The organism is Acinetobacter pittii ANC 4050 (assembly GCF_000399685.1).
Taxonomy (GTDB): Bacteria; Pseudomonadota; Gammaproteobacteria; order Pseudomonadales; family Moraxellaceae; genus Acinetobacter; species Acinetobacter pittii_E.
The window spans coordinates 1,373,889-1,390,912 of record NZ_KB976987.1; the positions used below are offsets into that span (position 1 = coordinate 1,373,889).

A 17,024-nucleotide genomic window follows, 5' to 3' on the forward strand; every position below is an offset into this window, starting at 1 on the left:
TTAAATTTTACTGCCCAGAACGGATGATGTAATCAAACGCAGAGAGTGATGCTTTAGCGCCTTCACCTGTGGCAATAATGATTTGCTTGTAAGGTACGGTCGTACAGTCACCAGCAGCAAACACACCTTGAACATTGGTTTCGTTGCGGTCATTGACAATGATCTCACCACGGTTGGTTAACTCAACTTCACTGTCTTTCAAGAAGTCAGTGTTTGGCAATAAACCAATCTGTACAAAGATCCCTGCAAGCTCTACCACATGCTCTTCATCAGTGGCACGGTCTTTATATTTAAGACCAGTCACTTGTGAGCCATCACCCAGCACTTCTGTGCTTAACGCATTCATAATCACAGTTGTGTTTGGCAAGCTATGCAATTTGTTCTGCAACACTTGGTCTGCACGAAGTTTGGTATCGAACTCAACCAGAGTCACATGCTCAACAATCCCTGCAAGGTCAATCGCAGCTTCAACGCCTGAGTTACCGCCACCAATCACGGCAACACGTTTGCCTTTGAACAATGGACCATCACAGTGTGGGCAGTACGCGACACCACGGGTACGGTATTCTTGCTCACCCGGTACGTTCATTTCTCTCCAACGTGCGCCTGTAGAAAGGATCACGGTTTTCGATTCAAGTTTCGCACCGTTTTCAAGTTCAACTTCAACCAGACCGTTTATCGTTTGGTTGGCACCTGTGATTTTGCTCACACGTTGCAGGTTCATGATATCGACATCATATTCACGGACATGGGCTTCCATCTCGGCAGCAAACTTAGGACCTTGTGTCTTTTGCACAGAGGTGAAGTTTTCAATGTCCATAGTATCCATGACCTGACCACCAAAGCGTTCAGCCACGATACCGGTGTTAATGCCTTTACGTGCCGCATAGATTGCAGCTGTTGCACCCGCAGGCCCACCACCAATCACCAATACATCAAAGGCATCTTTAGCATTGAGTGCTGCTGCATCTTTTTCAGCTGAGTTAGTGTCAAGTTTCGCCACAATCTCTTCAAGAGTCATACGACCTTGGCCAATGTGTTCGTTGTCTTGGAATACCATCGGTACAGCCATGATTTTGCGTTGTTCGACTTCGTCTTGGAAGAATGAACCGTCAATCATGGTTGCTGTGGTGTTCGGGTTATAAATCGCAATCAGGTTAAGCGCCTGTACTACATCCGGACAGTTATGACAGCTTAGAGATACAAACACATCAAAGTTGGCTTTGAGGTTTAAGCCTTTAATCTGGTTGAGCACTTCATCTGACACTTTAGGTGCATAGCCAGACACCTGTAACAGTGCCAAGATCAAAGACGTAAACTCATGACCCATCGGTAAGCCCGCAAAGAACACACGAGGCTGTTCACCTGCTTTAGCCACACCAAAGCTTGGACGACGTGTATTGTTGCCATCAAAACGGGCTGTGACATGGTCAGAAAGCTCGGCGATTTCAGTGACGAGTTCTTTAATTTGAGCAGCTTTATCTGACTCATCTAAAGCAGCAACTAATTCGATTGGACTTTCTAAACGTTCTAAGTAAGCTTTTAATTGAGTTTTAATGTTTTGATCTAACATCTGTTTTTACTCCAATGCATCCAAATTCTTTCAATAGATGCATAGTACGTTAAAACATAGAATAGGTAAAACAGTATGTTTTTATATATTCAATCGGTTTTTTAGATTTTATTATTATTCACTTCAAATCAAAAAAAGCCAACCTGAACTCATCCCAGCGCAGGTCAGCAAACTGGTTAAACTAGAGTAAAACCACACCAAATACAGCCCCAGCAATCAGGACATGCAAGGGATGAACTTTTTTAATTAAAGATAATAAAGTTGCAATGACCACCATAATAATAAGTAAAGTATTTATTGCCGCTGCCTCAGAGATAATCCAAGCACTGGCAAGCACCGTTCCAACAGTGACAGGTTGTAAAGCAAGCTGTAAAACACGGCGCCATTTTTTATCTTTAAATTTTGACCAACCTCTCATTACAAACACAGTAATAATCGATGAAGGTAAAAATTTAGCTATAGAAGTCACGAGTAGACCAGACAACCCTGCTACATGCCACCCTACCAACGGTACAATCATCATATTTGGACCGGGTGCTGCTTGAGCCATAGCAAACAGAGCACTAAATTCTTGTGCTGTCATCCAATGGTGAATATCAACTACTTGGCGTTGCATTTCGGGCAAAATCGTATTCCCACCACCAAATGCAATAAGAGACAACTGAGTAAAAATGATCGCTAAAGTAAGTAGAACTGCGCCCATTACACACGTCTCCAAATAATAGTTGAATAAAGAGCCAACAAAATTAGCATGGTCAAAAGCAAGGAGATTTTTAGAAAAGCAATACTGATAATTGCTGCCACGACAACACACATCGCTATTGGGTTACGCAATAATGGTTTCAACATTTTTAAGCCGGTTGCGACCAAAAGCCCTGCTGCTGCTGCACCTAACCCTTCGAAAAGATGCTTAACCATTAAATTATCTTGGAACTGTTCATAGACATAATGCAGAAGTACGACAATGACTGTTGGAGCAAAAATGAGGCCAATGAGTGCACTCGCGGCTCCACGGACACCGCGGAATTCCATGCCAATCGCAACAGATAAATTAATAATATTGCCACCTGGTAGGAATTGGCATAGACCAAGTAACTCAGTGAATTTTTCAGGACTTAGCCACTGCCTTTGCTCTACAACAACTTTACGTGCTAAAGGCAATACACCACCAAATCCAATTAAACCTAATGTTAAAAAACCTAAAAATAACTCTGTGCAGGTCGGTATGCTCTCCTTCTGCACAGCAATCTCAACATGGTTCATTTTCGTTACTTTTCACTTTATCTGACCAAGATAGAATGATACTTTTATGATATATCTACAAATGCTTTTATTTTCACTAACCATACCCTAAAGGTATTCCTATGTTAGATTTACATAAGCTTCATGCCTTCGTGGTAGTGGTCGAAGAAAGAAATATTACTCATGCAGCAAACCGTTTGTTTATTCAACAACCACCTTTAACTCGTTTACTCAAAAAACTTGAACAAGAACTCGGTACTCAATTACTTATTCGTCAACCGCGTGGAATTGAACCGACAGAAGCAGGTTTAGCCTTATTTAAAGAAGCACAACTTTTATTAGAACATGCCAGACATATACCCCAATTAGTCCAAGATGTTAGCCAAGGTAAAACGGGACAACTTAATATTGGTTTTACTAGTTCAGCTGGCTTACATCCGCTTATCTCATTAGTATTACGTTCATATCGGGAAATATATCCAGGAGTACAAACTAAACTTGAAGAAGCAGGCAGTCAAAAACAACTGGATTGGTTAATTTCAGAAAAGCTAGATATTGCTTTTTTAAGAGCACCGATCAGCCGTGATATTGGGTTAAAACACTTACATATATTAGATGAGCCGATGGTGGTTGCATTGCCTATAGGACATCCTCTTACGCAAAAAGAGAAAATTAGTTTAAGTGACTTATCAGATGAGAATTTTGTTTTATACCGTCGCTCTTCTGGGCAAGGTTTATATGACAATATTTTATATAGTTGCTATCAGGCAGGTTTTAGTCCACGCATTATTCAAGAAGCGCCGCGTCCTACCGCAACATTAAATTTAGTTGCTGCCGGAATTGGCATCACTATTGTGCCAGCCTCAATGCATAATTTTTGGGATCATGAAATTATTTATCGCGAGTTTGATCATTCAATAAAACTGAATGCGCCTATTTACTTGATTACCAGAGAAAATGAAAATTCGGCCAAAGTTTCAAACTTTATTGAATTATTACAAAAACTATTACCTACAATGACTTAGTCTCAAAACACTCAATAAAAAGTGCTCTAACTAGAGCACTTTTTGGGATAAAACTTTTTATTTTTGATTTACTCGTTTTGATAGCTCTTCTGCCGATTCTTTCCGCTCCGAATAGCGATTAGTCAGGTACTGTTTTTGCCCACGTGTTAATAAAGTGAACTTATAGAGTTCTTCCATGACATCAACAATTCGGTCAAAGTAAGAGGATGGTTTCATACTGCCATCTTCCTCAAACTCTAAAAAAGCTTTAGCAACAGAAGACTGATTTGGGATAGTAATCATGCGCATCCAACGTCCTAAAATACGCATTTGATTCACGGCATTAAAAGACTGTGAACCACCGCTGACTTGCATAACGGCTAAGGTTTTACCTTGTGTTGCACGTATTGCTCCGCCAGCTAAAGGAATCCAATCAATTTGAGCTTTTAAAATTGAACTCATTGCCCCATGACGTTCAGGCGAACACCACACCATACCTTCTGACCAAGCCAAAAGTTCATGTAACTCTTGTACTTTTGGATGATCAGTTGCGGCATCTTCGGGTAAAGGCAAACCTTTAGGGTGAAAAATTTTGACTTCGGCACCTAGGTATTCAAGGATACGCCCAGCAGTTAGCACAGCAAAACGGCTATAAGAGCGTTCACGGTTAGAACCATATAACAATAAAATACGGGGTGGATGTTCAAGCTGCTGTGCTTGTATTTCTTCGAATGTAGGCTTATCCAAAAGGCTTAGCTCTACATTTGCTAAATCATTATTAGAACTGTTCATGTGAAAAATACTTTTTCTTTAACCAAAGCGAAACTGAAACGAGTGAAATTAAAACCGGAACTTCAACCAATGGTCCAATTACTGTAGTAAAAGCAATCGGAGAAGCTAAACCAAATGTTGCAATTGCCACTGCTAAAGCGAGCTCAAAATTGTTACCCGCTGCGGTAAATGAAATGGCAGTCGTACGTGGGTAGTTATTCCCCATCTGTTTACTCATAAAGAAGCTGATAAAGAACATCACCACAAAGTAAATCGTCAGTGGGACAGCAATTAACAATACATCTATAGGTAAACTCACCACATCGCCACCTTTTAAACTAAACATGGCGACAATAGTAAAGAGTAAGGCAATTAAACTTAACGGGCTAATTTTTGGTAAAAACTTGGTTTGATACCAATTCAAACCTTTTGCCTTAACTAAAACTAGACGAGTCAAGAAACCCATTAAAAATGGAATACCCAAATACACCAATACAGCATGGGTAATAGTCCAAAAATCGACATTAATGACTTGTCCTGCTACACCAAAATATGGTGGTAAAAAAGTTAGAAATAGCCATGCATAAGTGCTAAAGAATAAAATTTGGAAAATACTGTTAAAGGCAACCAAAGCTGCAACGTATTGGTTATCCCCACATGCCAAGCCATTCCAAACCAAGACCATTGCAATACAACGTGCTAACCCAATTAGAATGAGACCCGTCATATATTCTGGATAGCTATGTAAAAAAATAATCGCAAGAATAAACATTAAGACTGGAGCAATAATCCAGTTTTGTATTAAAGACAAAGCGAGTGTTTTCTTATCTTTAAATACTTCTGGCAAAGCAGCATAGTCTACTTTTGCCAAAGGCGGATACATCATTAAAATTAAACCAATCGCAATTGGAATATTAACGTTATCTATACTGAGCTGATTTAAAGACACTGATGCTTGAGGTAAGAAAACACCAATGGCTACACCTAAAGCCATAGCAATAAAAATCCATAGCGTTAGGTTTCTATCTAAAAATGATAGCTTAGATTTGGCCATGTCATTCTCTTTAATCAATATGCGAGATTTGGTTAATTTCATTAATAAGTTGCGAACGGCTCAAATGTGCAACATCTAATGCAAATAAAGCATCTAAACGGCGGTTAATATGATCAACAGTATTTTGGAACGCTTTGAGTTTTTCTTCTTTTGGTAAGTCGAGATGTGATGGGTCACTTAAACCCCAATGTGCTTTAATTGCACCACCTAAATACAATGGGCATGCTTCTTGCGCTGCTGAGTCACAAACAGTAATCACTACATCTGGTTGATATTGCTCGCAATCATCAATCGTTTTACTCCATAAGCCATCTGTAGATAAACCTAAATTTTTAAGTGTTTCAATCGTTAGCGGATGTACCTGACCGGTAGGTTTGCTACCAGCACTATAAGCTTTCCACCCTTCTGGTGCGCGGCTGTTAAATAAAACTTCTGACAAAATACTACGGCAACTATTACCCGTACATAGAAATAGAAATTTCATGATCTTTACTCACAAAAGGTAGAAATAGACCCTAGCTGACCAGACAATGGTTTCATTGCATCGTCATCTTGCTGCGCCAAAATATTCAAAATGTTGTTTGCCCAGATCGGCAGTTCAGGATTAACGCTGTAATACACCCATTGCCCCTGTCTTGAATCAAGAAGGATGCCATGGGTTCGTAATAGGGCTAAATGTCGGGAAATTTTTGGTTGGCTCAACTCAAGCTGTTCTGTTAACTCGCAGACACAGATATTTTGTTTGCTCAGAACTAACTTAAGAATGTTTAACCGAGTTTGATCAGAAAGACATTTAAAGAAATCGACTTGAGTGATCATATTTGCAGCCACTTATATTCGTTATTGCAAATATACGGATATCCATATATAAATGCAATATCTTAATTCAATGAATAATTATCATGGCGGAACTAGTGAAGATTTACCATAACCCAGCATGTGGCACATCACGCAATACATTGGCGCTTATTCGTCATGTGGGGTTTGAGCCTATCGTTATTGAATATTTGCAAACACCACCCAGTAAAGATGAACTGATTCAACTTATTAGGGATTCAAACTTAACTGTACGTGAAGCAATCCGAAAAAATGTTGATCCCTATAAAGATTTAGAACTGGAACAAGACCACTGGACCGATGAACAGTTAATTGATTTTATGGTTCAGTACCCAATTTTAATTAATCGTCCATTTGTGGTTACACCCAAAGGCACACGACTTTGTCGCCCCTCTGAAGTAGTGCTCGACATTTTAGATTCACAAAACTTAGGCTATTTCGCAAAAGAAGATGGTGAAGTCATTATTGATGAGCAAGGCCGTCGTATAAAATAATTGAAGGTATTCATCAATATAAAAAGCTAAATGGCACAACACCATTTAGCTTTTTTGAGTGAAACGGGTTAAAAATAGGACTTAATAAAAGGAAGAAGTTGCTCTCCGACTACCATTCCTAATAATCCGACTAATGCAACAAGAGGCGGAGCTGGTGACTTCACATTTAAGACGTAATATAAGACACCAACGAGTAGCCCTACAGCCAAAGATAACAAGTACATTTTCATCGTACATACCTTAAGGAAGCAAGCCATTTAACGAAGCAGGTTCCCAAACTGTTTTATTTAAAATGCAAAACAAGAACACCCGAGTGCGCCCCAGAAAGATGTTTTATCCTTATCATTTACAGGAACATCAAGCATCCAAGCGTGGCTATGTCCATGCATGCCACAACTGCTGGCGCATGCGCACAATGCACTTTGTGACTGTAATGACTGATTGAATGGTGCATTACGGTTTTCAGATAAACGCCACTGACCACCAAAACGTTTTACTGGCGACCATGTTGGTGATGCCGGCGGTAACGGCGGATCATCTTGCTTGAATTCTGCTCCTGCATATACCACTTTTCCGCCTAAAACAGTGAGTACAGACTCAATCCACTGGATATCTTCTGCTTCAACTTTGAAGTAGTCATCGGACAGCACAACCAAGTCGGCAAGTTCCCCTTCTGTGAGTGAACCTTTAACATCTTTTTCACCAGAGAACCAAGCCGAACCTTTTGTCCAGAGTTTGAGTGCTGTCTGACGGTCTAATAGATTTTTTTCATCATAGAGTGGCAAACCACCGACTGTTTTACCAGTACTTAGCCAATACAAACAAACCCAAGGGTTATAGGATGCAACACGGGTCGCATCTGTGCCCGCACCCACAGGCACACCGAGTTCTAGCATTTTTTTAACAGGTGGCGTTGCCTGAGCAGCCTCGGCACCATAGCGTTTTACGAAAATCTCACCTTGATATGCCATACGGTGTTGAATGGCAATACCACCACCCAACGCACCAATACGTTCGATATTGCGCTCAGATACGGTTTCGGCATGGTCAATAATAAATCGAGTTGCGAATGGCTGTTTTGAATTGACGCGCTCAAATACATTCAGCAAACGATTAATACTTTCATCATAGGTTGCATGAATACGGAATGGCCATTTCTTTTCAGCCAAGTGCTCTACGATGGCTTCAAGTTCACCTTCCATTTTTTCTGGTAAATCCGGACGTGGCTCATAGAAGTCTTCGAAGTCACCCGCCGACCAAGTCAGGTTCTCACCTGCTCCATTCATTCTAAATAGTTCATCACCATCGCCCGGAAATGTCATTTCTGTCCAACGGCGATAATCATCAAGCTCTTGGCCTGCCTTTTGAGCAAATAGGTTATAAGCAATTCGAACGGTCATCTGATTTTGATCATGTAATTGCTTAATCACATCATAATCTTCTGGATAGTTTTGTCCGCCGCCACCTGCATCAATTGCAGAAGTAATGCCTAATCGGTTTAATTCACGCATGAAGTGACGAGTTGAATTAACTTGATCTTCAACCGGCAATTTCGGCGCTTTACCTAAGGTCGAATATAAAATCATAGCCGATGGAGTAGCGAGCAACAGACCTGTTGGCTCACCCTTTTCATTTCGTACAATTTTGCCACCCGGCGGATCCGGTGTATCTTTATTAAAGCCTAATACATCAAGTGCTGCTCGGTTCAACAAAGCACTGGCATATAAATGTAAAACGAATACAGGAGTATCTGGCGCTGCTCTGTTAATTTCTTCTAAAGTCGGTAAACGCTTTTCAGCAAACTGGAACTCAGTCCAGCCACCTACTACACGGACCCATTGTGGAGCTGGCGTATTATCTGCTTGCTCTTTAAGTAAGCGTAGTGCATCCGCAACAGATGGTACACCTTCCCAGCGCAGCTCCATATTGTAGTTTAAGCCACCACGAATAATATGCAGATGACTGTCATTTAGACCCGGTATAACGCGACGACCATTTAAGTCTACGACTTTGCTTGTAGGTGTTGCGAGCTTCATAACCTCATCAGTTGTGCCCGTACGTACGACTTTACCATCTGCAATCGCAATTGCTTGTACTTCGGGGTTCTGAGGATCTAGTGTTGTAATTTTACCGTTTATGAGTATGAGGTTTATTTCGGTCATTCTGAACTCCATTCTTGTGAATTATCGTTCTAAAAAATAAAGACATATCAGTATTAATATCACTTAAATATTGAATACTAGACATGCCTTTACCTAAATCAGTTCTGTTTTATTTTGCAGGAACTGGTGCAAGTACTTCATGTTTTGATGTTGTACGCTCAGGCGCCTTATGTACCATTGTATAAGCATAGTCCACACCCATACCGTAAGCACCAGAATGCCCACGTACAATTGCCATAACTGCATCATACGTATCACGGTGTGCCCAATCACGTTGCCATTCGAGTAATACTTGTTGCCAAGTTACAGGAACAACACCCGCTTGGATCATACGTTGCATGGCATATTCATGTGCTTCTTTCGATGTACCACCAGAAGCATCTGCCACCATATAAATTTCATAATCGCCTTCAAGCATGGCACCGAAAGCAAAGGTGTTATTGCACACTTCAGTCCACAAACCTGAAACAATCACTTTTTTACGATTATTTTTTGCAAGCGAATCACGTACCTTTTGGTCATCCCATGAATTCATTGAAGTACGTTCTAGTAAAGGTGCATCTGGAAATACATCTAAAAGTTCTGGATAGGTATGACCAGAGAAGCTTTCTGTTTCAACCGTGGTAATGGTGACAGGAATATTGAATGTTTTAGCTGCTTTTGCTAACCCTACAGTATTATTTTTTAATACTTGACGATCTATTGACTGTACCCCAAAAGCCATTTGCGGCTGATGATCAATAAAAATAACCTGACAATTCATTGGTGAAAGTTGTTCTAAAAGTGACTTATTCATGGGTAAACTCCATTATTCCTTATGAGTAATGCATTAAAATTGCTTACTGGTTATTATCAAAACAGATAAAAATGTAAAAGCATAGACAGCAAATCAGCACGAATCTGTATGCTGTATGGATACAATAAAAACAATGATTGCTTTTTAATTTTTATAGTTTAATCATTGATATATATTTTTTTAACTTTCGCTTATCCATGGATCGATTAGACTGTATTTCGACTTTTGTAAGTGTCGTAGAACATGGGAATTTTAGTAGTGCCGCTAGAGCACTCGATATCTCTCGCGACTTGGTTGCCAAACGTGTTTGCTACCTCGAAAATGACCTAAAAACCACACTATTAACCCGCACCACCAGACAGATGAACCTCACCTCTTGTGGGGAAAAGTTTTATCAGCATAGTAAAGTCATTTTAAGTGAGTTCGAGTGGGCTGCCTATGAAATTAGCTATAACCAGCAATATCCTGAAGGTGAACTCAAGCTCAATACCCCAATGTCTTTTAGCAATATTTTTCTTCAACAGATCATTTCAGACTTTATAGAGAAATATCCCAGCATCAAAATTGATTTATTCATGACTGATCAGCTATTAGATATGAATAATAATAAATTTGATTTAACCATTCGTGTAGATGGCTCTCCTCCAAACTTGGCAAATAGTAAAATTTTAAATACCTATCAACGCTACTTATATGCAACACCTGAGTATTTTAATCAGCATGGATTACCAGACTCATTAGAAGAACTTAAAGAACATAAGTTTCTAATTTACTATCAAGATAGCCGACATAAAAAATTGATTTTTCAAAAAGATCAGAAAGAAGTGTCCTTTAATTGCTTCCCTGTGATGACTTGTAATAATGGTGAATTATTATTAGATATGTGCCTAAAAGACCACGGTATTGTCTTTCTTCCTGAGTTTATTGCTGAACCTTACTACAAAGAAGGTAAATTACAGAAGTGTTTGGAGGACTACACCAGTCAACCCCTTCACTTATATGTGACATGGCCAAACCGTAAAATTCTATCGAAGAAAGTAAAACTATTTATTGATTTTCTGACGCAACAAATCGTTCCTATAAGATAACTAAACTGGGCCTAATTCATAAGAATTGGCCCAATACTTTTAACTCGTTTAAATAGCTTCAATTTTCTTATTTTTAAATAAATTTAATAAATTTTGCTCGGCAGATACTGTACTGTTTTCTTCAATAAATGTGGTTGCGTAGTGTTCTAAATGTTCTTCCATCAATTGAGTTGCTCGTTTTTCATCACCTTGTTCAATGGCATCTAAAATTGCACGGTGTTCATCTGCCGAACAATTATTATGTTTAGGAATTTCATATAAGCCAATTAATAACGAAGTCCTCGCAATAAGTGTCTGCAAATAATTGGTCATGATCGTATTTTGATTTGCTTCAATCAGCTTTAAATGAAATTGACCTGATAGCTTAATCCACTCAGCCCAATTGCCAGCTAAACGCTCATGAGACTCTTGGTCTACTAAGCCTCGAAGCTCACTAAAATCTAGGTTATGTGACTTTTGAGCTAGCTTTTTAACCGTAGCAATTTCAAGCATGCTGCGTGCTTCAAAGACTTCTTTTGTTTCATCAAGGCTATGTTTTGCGATGAGTGCCCCACGATTGGGCTGAATTTCGATCACCTTATCATGTGCAAGTTTCACGAAAACACGTCTTAATACTCCTCGCGTTACACCAAATGCTTCACACAAAGGTGCTTCAACCAAACGTGCGCCAGGTGCGAGTTGTCGATTTAAAATAGCATCTACAATTGCATTATATATATGGTCATCAATTTCATCATTGCTCATTTCTACGGCTTTTTTTGGTGCATTCGATGACATTGATTTCTCCATTTTTATTAATGTCTCCTCTTTTTAGAACTTTATCTATTTTGAATAGTGTAAGTTTAACTTAAGCGTTTGGAAATATTTCTCTCATTCTCACCATGCTTATGTTGAGCTGAATAATTCAATATTAAATCTCTAAATATCCACTTATACACCTAAATTTATTTACTTTTTATAAAAAATAAGCACGTCTCAGTTTATAAATCTATCCCTTCATATCCAAAATTCATACCAGTTTTAATGACTCATAAACACTACTTCCTAAATTTGGCATAACTTTTGCTCAATTAAAATTGTGCACAATATAAATATCAAATTGTACACAATTTTAATTTCATTCTTTTAGACAGAACAACAATGCTGCTGAAAGTGCCTCCATCTTAAAGAAGTGAGTGTTCAAGATGAATAATACGGAAGCAATAATTAAATCTTCTTATGATGCAAAGCTAACAAATCAAGACTTAGCTCCTTTAAAAAAGCAAACTTGGGGCGCTTATAATATTTTTGCCTTTTGGATGTCCGATGTTCATAGTGTCGGTGGTTATGTCATGGCTGGAAGCCTTTTTGCACTAGGGCTCAATAGCTGGCAGGTACTTTTATCTTTACTGATCGGTATTGCTATAGTTCAGTTTTTTACAAACCTGATTGCCAAGTCTAGCCAACAAACTGGTACGCCCTATCCTGTTATTTGCCGCGCAACCTTTGGTGTGCTTGGTGCAAATATTCCTGCTGTTATCCGTGGACTTATTGCTGTCGCATGGTATGGCATTCAAACCTATTTGGCCTCCAGTGCCTTTTTATTGGTCATTTTAAAGTTCTTTCCAGAATGGTCGGTCTATGCCGATGTTTCAACTTATGGCTTTCTTGGGCTTTCCTATTTAGGATGGGTTGGCTTCATGCTGCTTTGGCTACTGCAAGCGATTGTTTTTTGGTCTGGTATGGACAGTATTCGTAAATTCATTGACTGGGCAGGTCCAGCTGTCTACGTTGTAATGTTTGCGATGGCAGTATGGCTCATCTGGAAAGCTGGCTGGCAGAATATTGATTTAAACTTGAGCGGTGTTCAATACGACGGTTTTGCGATTGTACCCGTCATGATTGGTGCTATTGCTCTCGTTGTTTCATATTTTTCAGGGCCGATGCTGAACTTTGGCGACTTTTCTCGTTATGGTAAAAGCTTTAATGCCATTAAAATGGGAAACTTTCTTGGCTTACCAATTAACTTCTTAGGCTTTTCTTTACTTACTGTGGTGTGTATTGCGGCAACGCTTCCAGTCTACGGCAAGCTCATTACAGACCCTGTCGAGATGGTTGGAAAACTTGATAATACTTTTGTTGTGATTCTAGGTAGCTTGACCTTAATGATTGCCACGATTGGGATTAATATTGTCGCTAACTTTGTATCACCTGCCTTTGATTTTTCTAATGTTTCACCGAGCAAAATTAGCTGGCGCATGGGTGGAATGATTGCAGCAGTGGGTTCAATTTTCATTACACCATGGAATTTGTTTAATAATCCTCAAGTGATCCATTACACCATTGATATTTTAGGTGCATTTATCGGTCCACTTTTTGGTGTATTGCTCGCCGATTTTTACCTCGTTAAAAAACAAAAAATCGTGGTAGATGATTTATATACCTTAGATACTAAAGGCTTGTATTGGTACAAAAATGGTTATAACCACTCTGCCTTTTATGCCTTAATTCCAGCTTCATTAATTCCTATTCTATGTGTGCTGTTACCACAATTATCTGCTCTTGCTAATTTCACATGGTTTATTGGGATGGGATTCGGTTTTGTCATTTACCGATTTCTTAACCAACCGCTTGCCCATGCTAAATCGGCAATGACGAAGGTAAAAGTACAATGAAAATTAAAATTATTAATCCCAATACTACTCAAAGCATGACAGACAAAATTGCTGCATCAGCAAAGATAGTCGCAGGTTCTGGTACTCAAATTATTGCAGTGAGTCCTCAAATGGGCCCTGCAACAATTGAAAGTTATTATGATGAAGCATTAAGTGCAGTAGGTGTGCTGGAGGAAATTCACCAAGGTGAACTTCTAGGTGTAGATGCTTATGTTATTGCCTGTTTTGGTGACCCTGCGCTTTATGCTGCCCGTGAAATGACTTCAGCGCCTGTGATTGGGATTGCCGAAGCAGCTATGCGAACTGCAAGTTATGTCAGTACTGGTTTTAGTGTGGTCACAACCTTACAACGCACAGTGAATATGGGCTGGCATCTGGCTCATCGCTATGGGGCTACACCATTTTGCAAAAATGTTCGAGCTTGTGACCTTGCGGTTGATGAGTTGGAGCTTCCTGACTCAGATGCTTATCGAACCATACGAGATGAGTGCAAAAAAGCACTAGTAGAAGATAAAAGCGATGCGATTGTTTTGGGCTGTGCAGGTATGAGTGATTTATGCCTAAAGCTACAAAAAGAGCTGGGAGTGATTGTTATTGACGGCGTTGCAGCAGCAGTTAAACAAGCTGAAATGTTAGTTCAGTTAAATTTAAAAACCAGCAAAGTTGGTGATTGGGCCTTGCCTCCTGTAAAGAACTACACAGGCATATTGTCAGGTTTTGGACTGCGCTAAAGAGTTACTGTTTCAATTCCAACTCAAAATGCGGCGTTGGAATTGAAACATAGAGTATAAAAGAATTAAGCTTCTGCTAACTCTGGTTGTTTTTCTTCTTTATAAAATGGTACATCGCCATTAATAGTTGCACGGTGCATGATGCGATGGGCATCGCCATAATCAAATAGTGCTTTATGTTGTGTGCAACGGTTATCCCAAATCGCGACATCACCATCTTGCCATTTCCAACGCAAATGAAACTGCTCTTGAGTCGCATGTTCAAACAAGAAATTAAGTAATTGCTCACTTTCTTGTTCAGGTAACTCATTAATTCGAGTGGTAAAGCCCTCACTTACAAACAACAAAGGCTCACCTGTAACCGGATGGGTACGCACCACTGGGTGAACCACTGGTGGGTTACGCTTAAATGTTTGCAAAAGCTTTTCACGCTCTTCTTCGTTGTGGGCAAAACGTTCAAGTGGAAAAGACTTACGAATATCGTGGGTTGCAGTTAAGCCACGTAATTTTTGCTGTAACTCAAGCGAGAGCCCTTTAAAAGCTGCTGTATTACTCGACCACAACGTGTCACCGCCTACAGGTGGAATTTTAATAGCTTGCAACACACAACCTAAAGGTGGATTTTTACTAAAAGTCACATCTGTGTGCCAAAGTTCATTGTCACGCAAATCTTGTTTCCAGCTATCGAGCACCATCACTTCAGGTACATCTTCAATTGAAGGATAAATCGGGTGCACATGTAAGCTGCCAAAACTACGTGCCAAGTCTGCCTGTGCTTGCGGTGCTAATTGTTGCTTTCGAAAAAAAATGACTTGATGATCAAGCAAAGCCTGCTGGATTTGTTGCGTTGTTTGTTCATTTAACGCATTCAAATCAATATCGTGAATAATTGCGCCAATGGTAGGCTTGATCACTTCAATATTTAAGTTTGCTACTACTGTATTCATCTTCTTTACTACAACTGCTGACCATACCAAGGAGAAAACTGTTTTTGTAACCAACGTAAAAACAGCTCAAAACTAACTGCGACAATCGCAATCACAATAATGCCCAGAATCACCGTATCGGTAATTAAGAACTGTGCTGCCGATTGCACCATAAAACCAATACCGCGATCCGCTGCAACTAACTCTGCTGCAACTAATGTTGACCAGCCCACCCCTAAACCAATACGAATACCGGTAATAATATGAGGTAACGCCGTCGGTAAAATGACATGCCAAAAGACTTGTGACTGACTTGCTCCTAGCGACAGTGCCGCACGCTCACGATTAAGCTGATGGCTTAACACACCATGCGCACTACTAATAATGACGGGCGCCAAAATCGAGAAGAAAATCAAAAGTACTTTTGTGGTTTCGCCAATACCGAACCAAATTACGAGTAATGGCAAATAAGCTAACGGTGGAATTGGGCGTAATAATTCAACCAAAGGGTCTAAAACAGCGCGAACCCATTTGTTCAGGCCCATCCATAAACCCAGTGGTACACCAATCACCACGGCAGCGATCAATGCTAAAAACACACGCGAGATACTGGCTGCCAAGTGTTGCCACAAAGTTGCCTTCATAAAGCCTTCTTGGCTAACCGATATAAATTTTTGCCATACGGCCTGTGGACTCGGTAAAAATAGTTCAGGTACGACATGCAAAGCAGTAATGAGAAACCAAAGTGCAACTACACTTCCCACACTAATTATGCTAACTGCCAAAGTGTGGTGCTTTTCAAAAAATGAAGATAGAAATGAAGCATTTTCAGTTTGCGCATCTGGCTTAAGTTTTAGCTCTGCTTTGTCATATTCATAGACGTTATCTTTAGTGTTCATGTAGGTAACGCCTCCTTACCGCTTTGTTTTTGTGCCCTTAAACTTTCAAATAACTGTTCTCTGAGCTGAATAAATTGAGGGTCTGATTTAATTGAGCGAATAGATTCGCCCTGACGATATCGTTGAGCAAAATCGAGGTGTAGAGTTTCTACAATTTTGCCCGGATGGGCTGTCATAAGAATCAACTGATTGCTGAGCAATAATGCTTCTTCAATGTCATGTGTAATTAAAAAGAAGCTTTTATTTTGTTGAATCCATAAATCGAGCACTAGCTGCTGCATGTTTTCACGCGTAAAAGCATCTAAGGCGGCAAAAGGTTCATCTAATAAAATAAACGGCGCGTGACTGATCAAAGCTCGGGCAATACCAACACGTTGTTTCATACCACCGGAAAGTTCCCAAATATTGGCTTTTTCAACATGGCTTAAACCCACAATTTTTAAAATTGCGTTCACTTGTGCTTCGATATCTACGCGCTTTAAACCTTTTAACTGCAAAGCGAAGCCAACATTATCTGCAACATTTAACCAAGGCAGTAAGGCATGATCCTGAAATACGACAGCGCGGGTTACATCTGGTCCAGTTACGACTTCATGATTTACAAGTACATCACCAGAACTTGGCTTTTGAAACCCTGCCAAGATATTAAGCAGAGTTGTTTTGCCGCAACCTGACTCACCTAAAATGACAGTTAAAGAACCTTCTTTAATGGTTAGGTTAATGTCTTGTAAAACTGGCTTTTGCTGTTTAGGAAAAGTCAGATGAATATGTTTGGCTTCTAATACACTCATGA

The 17,024-nt window shown here is 39.8% G+C and carries 19 protein-coding genes; 5 read left to right on the forward strand and 14 right to left on the reverse strand.

The window, feature by feature from the left end; translation table 11 throughout:
• Positions 1–7: 7 nt before the first annotated feature.
• The 3 genes from ahpF to F931_RS10245 form a co-directional block, all read right to left on the reverse strand.
• Positions 8–1,573 carry an alkyl hydroperoxide reductase subunit F gene (ahpF, locus tag F931_RS10235; RefSeq protein ID WP_016141292.1) on the reverse strand — a complete coding sequence of 522 codons (1,566 nt, stop codon included), beginning with the start codon at positions 1,571–1,573 and terminating at the stop codon, positions 8–10.
• 181 nt (positions 1,574–1,754) lie between these two features.
• A complete protein-coding gene (locus tag F931_RS10240) occupies positions 1,755–2,276 on the reverse strand; it encodes a chromate transporter (protein ID WP_016141293.1) in 522 nt (173 codons plus the stop codon).
• On the reverse strand, positions 2,276–2,836 hold the full coding sequence (locus tag F931_RS10245) for a chromate transporter (RefSeq protein WP_016141294.1): 561 nt from the start codon (positions 2,834–2,836) through the stop codon (positions 2,276–2,278). Before F931_RS10245 ends, F931_RS10240 begins: the two co-directional genes overlap by 1 nt.
• Before the next feature lie 101 nt (positions 2,837–2,937).
• Here F931_RS10245 and F931_RS10250 point away from each other — a divergent pair, with 101 nt between their 5' ends.
• A complete protein-coding gene (locus F931_RS10250) occupies positions 2,938–3,840 on the forward strand; it encodes a LysR family transcriptional regulator (RefSeq protein ID WP_016141295.1) in 903 nt (300 codons plus the stop codon).
• 57 nt (positions 3,841–3,897) lie between these two features.
• Here the strand turns inward: F931_RS10250 and arsH are convergent, their stop codons facing one another.
• From arsH to F931_RS10270, 4 genes are read right to left on the reverse strand one after another with little or no spacing between them, the layout of a single operon-like run.
• On the reverse strand, positions 3,898–4,611 hold the full coding sequence (gene arsH / locus F931_RS10255; RefSeq protein ID WP_016141296.1) for an arsenical resistance protein ArsH: 714 nt from the start codon (positions 4,609–4,611) through the stop codon (positions 3,898–3,900).
• Positions 4,598–5,644 (reverse strand): ACR3 family arsenite efflux transporter, encoded by a 1,047-nt coding sequence (gene arsB, locus F931_RS10260; protein WP_016141297.1) that lies wholly within the window; start codon positions 5,642–5,644, stop codon positions 4,598–4,600. The genes arsH and arsB overlap by 14 nt, the downstream gene beginning before the upstream one ends.
• Before the next feature lie 10 nt (positions 5,645–5,654).
• Entirely contained in the window at positions 5,655–6,128 is a 474-nt protein-coding gene (locus F931_RS10265; protein WP_016141298.1) for an arsenate reductase ArsC, read from the reverse strand.
• A 5-nt stretch (positions 6,129–6,133) separates the two neighbouring features.
• Positions 6,134–6,463 carry a metalloregulator ArsR/SmtB family transcription factor gene (locus F931_RS10270; RefSeq protein ID WP_016141299.1) on the reverse strand — a complete coding sequence of 110 codons (330 nt, stop codon included), beginning with the start codon at positions 6,461–6,463 and terminating at the stop codon, positions 6,134–6,136.
• An 83-nt stretch (positions 6,464–6,546) separates the two neighbouring features.
• Here F931_RS10270 and arsC point away from each other — a divergent pair, with 83 nt between their 5' ends.
• Positions 6,547–6,975, forward strand: coding sequence for an arsenate reductase (glutaredoxin) (gene arsC / locus F931_RS10275; RefSeq protein WP_016141300.1), 429 nt, complete (start codon positions 6,547–6,549; stop codon positions 6,973–6,975).
• A gap of 68 nt (positions 6,976–7,043) precedes the next feature.
• Here arsC and F931_RS10280 read toward each other — a convergent pair whose 3' ends face one another.
• The 3 genes from F931_RS10280 to F931_RS10290 all read right to left on the reverse strand — a co-directional run bounded on the left by F931_RS10280 (position 7,044) and on the right by F931_RS10290 (position 9,933).
• On the reverse strand, positions 7,044–7,205 hold the full coding sequence (locus F931_RS10280; RefSeq protein WP_016141301.1) for a DUF1427 family protein: 162 nt from the start codon (positions 7,203–7,205) through the stop codon (positions 7,044–7,046).
• Between the two features lie 57 nt (positions 7,206–7,262).
• Entirely contained in the window at positions 7,263–9,137 is a 1,875-nt protein-coding gene (gene aepA / locus F931_RS10285; protein ID WP_016141302.1) for an amidohydrolase, read from the reverse strand.
• 109 nt (positions 9,138–9,246) lie between these two features.
• The gene (locus tag F931_RS10290) at positions 9,247–9,933 is read right to left on the reverse strand and encodes a hydrolase (RefSeq protein WP_016141304.1); all 687 of its coding nucleotides are present in this window, start codon (positions 9,931–9,933) and stop codon (positions 9,247–9,249) included.
• Between the two features lie 197 nt (positions 9,934–10,130).
• Here F931_RS10290 and F931_RS10295 point away from each other — a divergent pair, with 197 nt between their 5' ends.
• On the forward strand, positions 10,131–11,021 hold the full coding sequence (locus F931_RS10295; protein WP_016141305.1) for a LysR family transcriptional regulator: 891 nt from the start codon (positions 10,131–10,133) through the stop codon (positions 11,019–11,021).
• Between the two features lie 48 nt (positions 11,022–11,069).
• On the opposite strand, the gene F931_RS10300 is transcribed toward F931_RS10295, so the two are convergent.
• On the reverse strand, positions 11,070–11,810 hold the full coding sequence (locus tag F931_RS10300; RefSeq protein ID WP_080649475.1) for a GntR family transcriptional regulator: 741 nt from the start codon (positions 11,808–11,810) through the stop codon (positions 11,070–11,072).
• Positions 11,811–12,205: 395 nt separating this feature from the next.
• Here F931_RS10300 and pucI point away from each other — a divergent pair, with 395 nt between their 5' ends.
• The gene (gene pucI / locus F931_RS10305; RefSeq protein WP_016141307.1) at positions 12,206–13,675 is read left to right on the forward strand and encodes an NCS1 family nucleobase:cation symporter-1; all 1,470 of its coding nucleotides are present in this window, start codon (positions 12,206–12,208) and stop codon (positions 13,673–13,675) included.
• Entirely contained in the window at positions 13,672–14,406 is a 735-nt protein-coding gene (gene hyuR / locus F931_RS10310) for an aspartate/glutamate racemase family protein (RefSeq protein WP_016141308.1), read from the forward strand. The genes pucI and hyuR overlap by 4 nt, the downstream gene beginning before the upstream one ends.
• A gap of 65 nt (positions 14,407–14,471) precedes the next feature.
• Here hyuR and tauD read toward each other — a convergent pair whose 3' ends face one another.
• The 3 genes from tauD to tauB are packed head-to-tail and all read right to left on the reverse strand — an operon-like array spanning position 14,472 to position 17,022.
• The gene (gene tauD / locus F931_RS10315) at positions 14,472–15,353 is read right to left on the reverse strand and encodes a taurine dioxygenase (RefSeq protein ID WP_016141309.1); all 882 of its coding nucleotides are present in this window, start codon (positions 15,351–15,353) and stop codon (positions 14,472–14,474) included.
• 8 nt (positions 15,354–15,361) lie between these two features.
• Entirely contained in the window at positions 15,362–16,231 is an 870-nt protein-coding gene (tauC, locus tag F931_RS10320) for a taurine ABC transporter permease TauC (RefSeq protein ID WP_016141310.1), read from the reverse strand.
• Positions 16,228–17,022, reverse strand: a complete 795-nt coding sequence (tauB, locus tag F931_RS10325; RefSeq protein ID WP_016141311.1) for a taurine ABC transporter ATP-binding protein — start codon at positions 17,020–17,022, stop codon at positions 16,228–16,230. The genes tauC and tauB overlap by 4 nt, the downstream gene beginning before the upstream one ends.
• Positions 17,023–17,024: the final 2 nt, after the last annotated feature.

Excerpts from the sequence above, each read along its gene's own strand:
- ahpF (WP_016141292.1), bottom strand. The coding sequence starts at position 1,573 with ATGTTAGATCAAAACATTAAAACTCAATTAAAAGCTTACTTAGAACGT.
- F931_RS10240 (WP_016141293.1), bottom strand. The coding sequence starts at position 2,276 with ATGGGCGCAGTTCTACTTACTTTAGCGATCATTTTTACTCAGTTGTCT.
- F931_RS10245 (WP_016141294.1), bottom strand. The coding sequence starts at position 2,836 with ATGAACCATGTTGAGATTGCTGTGCAGAAGGAGAGCATACCGACCTGC.
- F931_RS10250 (WP_016141295.1), top strand. The coding sequence starts at position 2,938 with ATGTTAGATTTACATAAGCTTCATGCCTTCGTGGTAGTGGTCGAAGAA.
- arsH (WP_016141296.1), bottom strand. The coding sequence starts at position 4,611 with ATGAACAGTTCTAATAATGATTTAGCAAATGTAGAGCTAAGCCTTTTG.
- arsB (WP_016141297.1), bottom strand. The coding sequence starts at position 5,644 with ATGGCCAAATCTAAGCTATCATTTTTAGATAGAAACCTAACGCTATGG.
- F931_RS10265 (WP_016141298.1), bottom strand. The coding sequence starts at position 6,128 with ATGAAATTTCTATTTCTATGTACGGGTAATAGTTGCCGTAGTATTTTG.
- F931_RS10270 (WP_016141299.1), bottom strand. The coding sequence starts at position 6,463 with ATGATCACTCAAGTCGATTTCTTTAAATGTCTTTCTGATCAAACTCGG.
- arsC (WP_016141300.1), top strand. The coding sequence starts at position 6,547 with ATGGCGGAACTAGTGAAGATTTACCATAACCCAGCATGTGGCACATCA.
- F931_RS10280 (WP_016141301.1), bottom strand. The coding sequence starts at position 7,205 with ATGAAAATGTACTTGTTATCTTTGGCTGTAGGGCTACTCGTTGGTGTC.
- aepA (WP_016141302.1), bottom strand. The coding sequence starts at position 9,137 with ATGACCGAAATAAACCTCATACTCATAAACGGTAAAATTACAACACTA.
- F931_RS10290 (WP_016141304.1), bottom strand. The coding sequence starts at position 9,933 with ATGAATAAGTCACTTTTAGAACAACTTTCACCAATGAATTGTCAGGTT.
- F931_RS10295 (WP_016141305.1), top strand. The coding sequence starts at position 10,131 with ATGGATCGATTAGACTGTATTTCGACTTTTGTAAGTGTCGTAGAACAT.
- F931_RS10300 (WP_080649475.1), bottom strand. The coding sequence starts at position 11,810 with ATGGAGAAATCAATGTCATCGAATGCACCAAAAAAAGCCGTAGAAATG.
- pucI (WP_016141307.1), top strand. The coding sequence starts at position 12,206 with ATGAATAATACGGAAGCAATAATTAAATCTTCTTATGATGCAAAGCTA.
- hyuR (WP_016141308.1), top strand. The coding sequence starts at position 13,672 with ATGAAAATTAAAATTATTAATCCCAATACTACTCAAAGCATGACAGAC.
- tauD (WP_016141309.1), bottom strand. The coding sequence starts at position 15,353 with ATGAATACAGTAGTAGCAAACTTAAATATTGAAGTGATCAAGCCTACC.
- tauC (WP_016141310.1), bottom strand. The coding sequence starts at position 16,231 with ATGAACACTAAAGATAACGTCTATGAATATGACAAAGCAGAGCTAAAA.
- tauB (WP_016141311.1), bottom strand. The coding sequence starts at position 17,022 with ATGAGTGTATTAGAAGCCAAACATATTCATCTGACTTTTCCTAAACAG.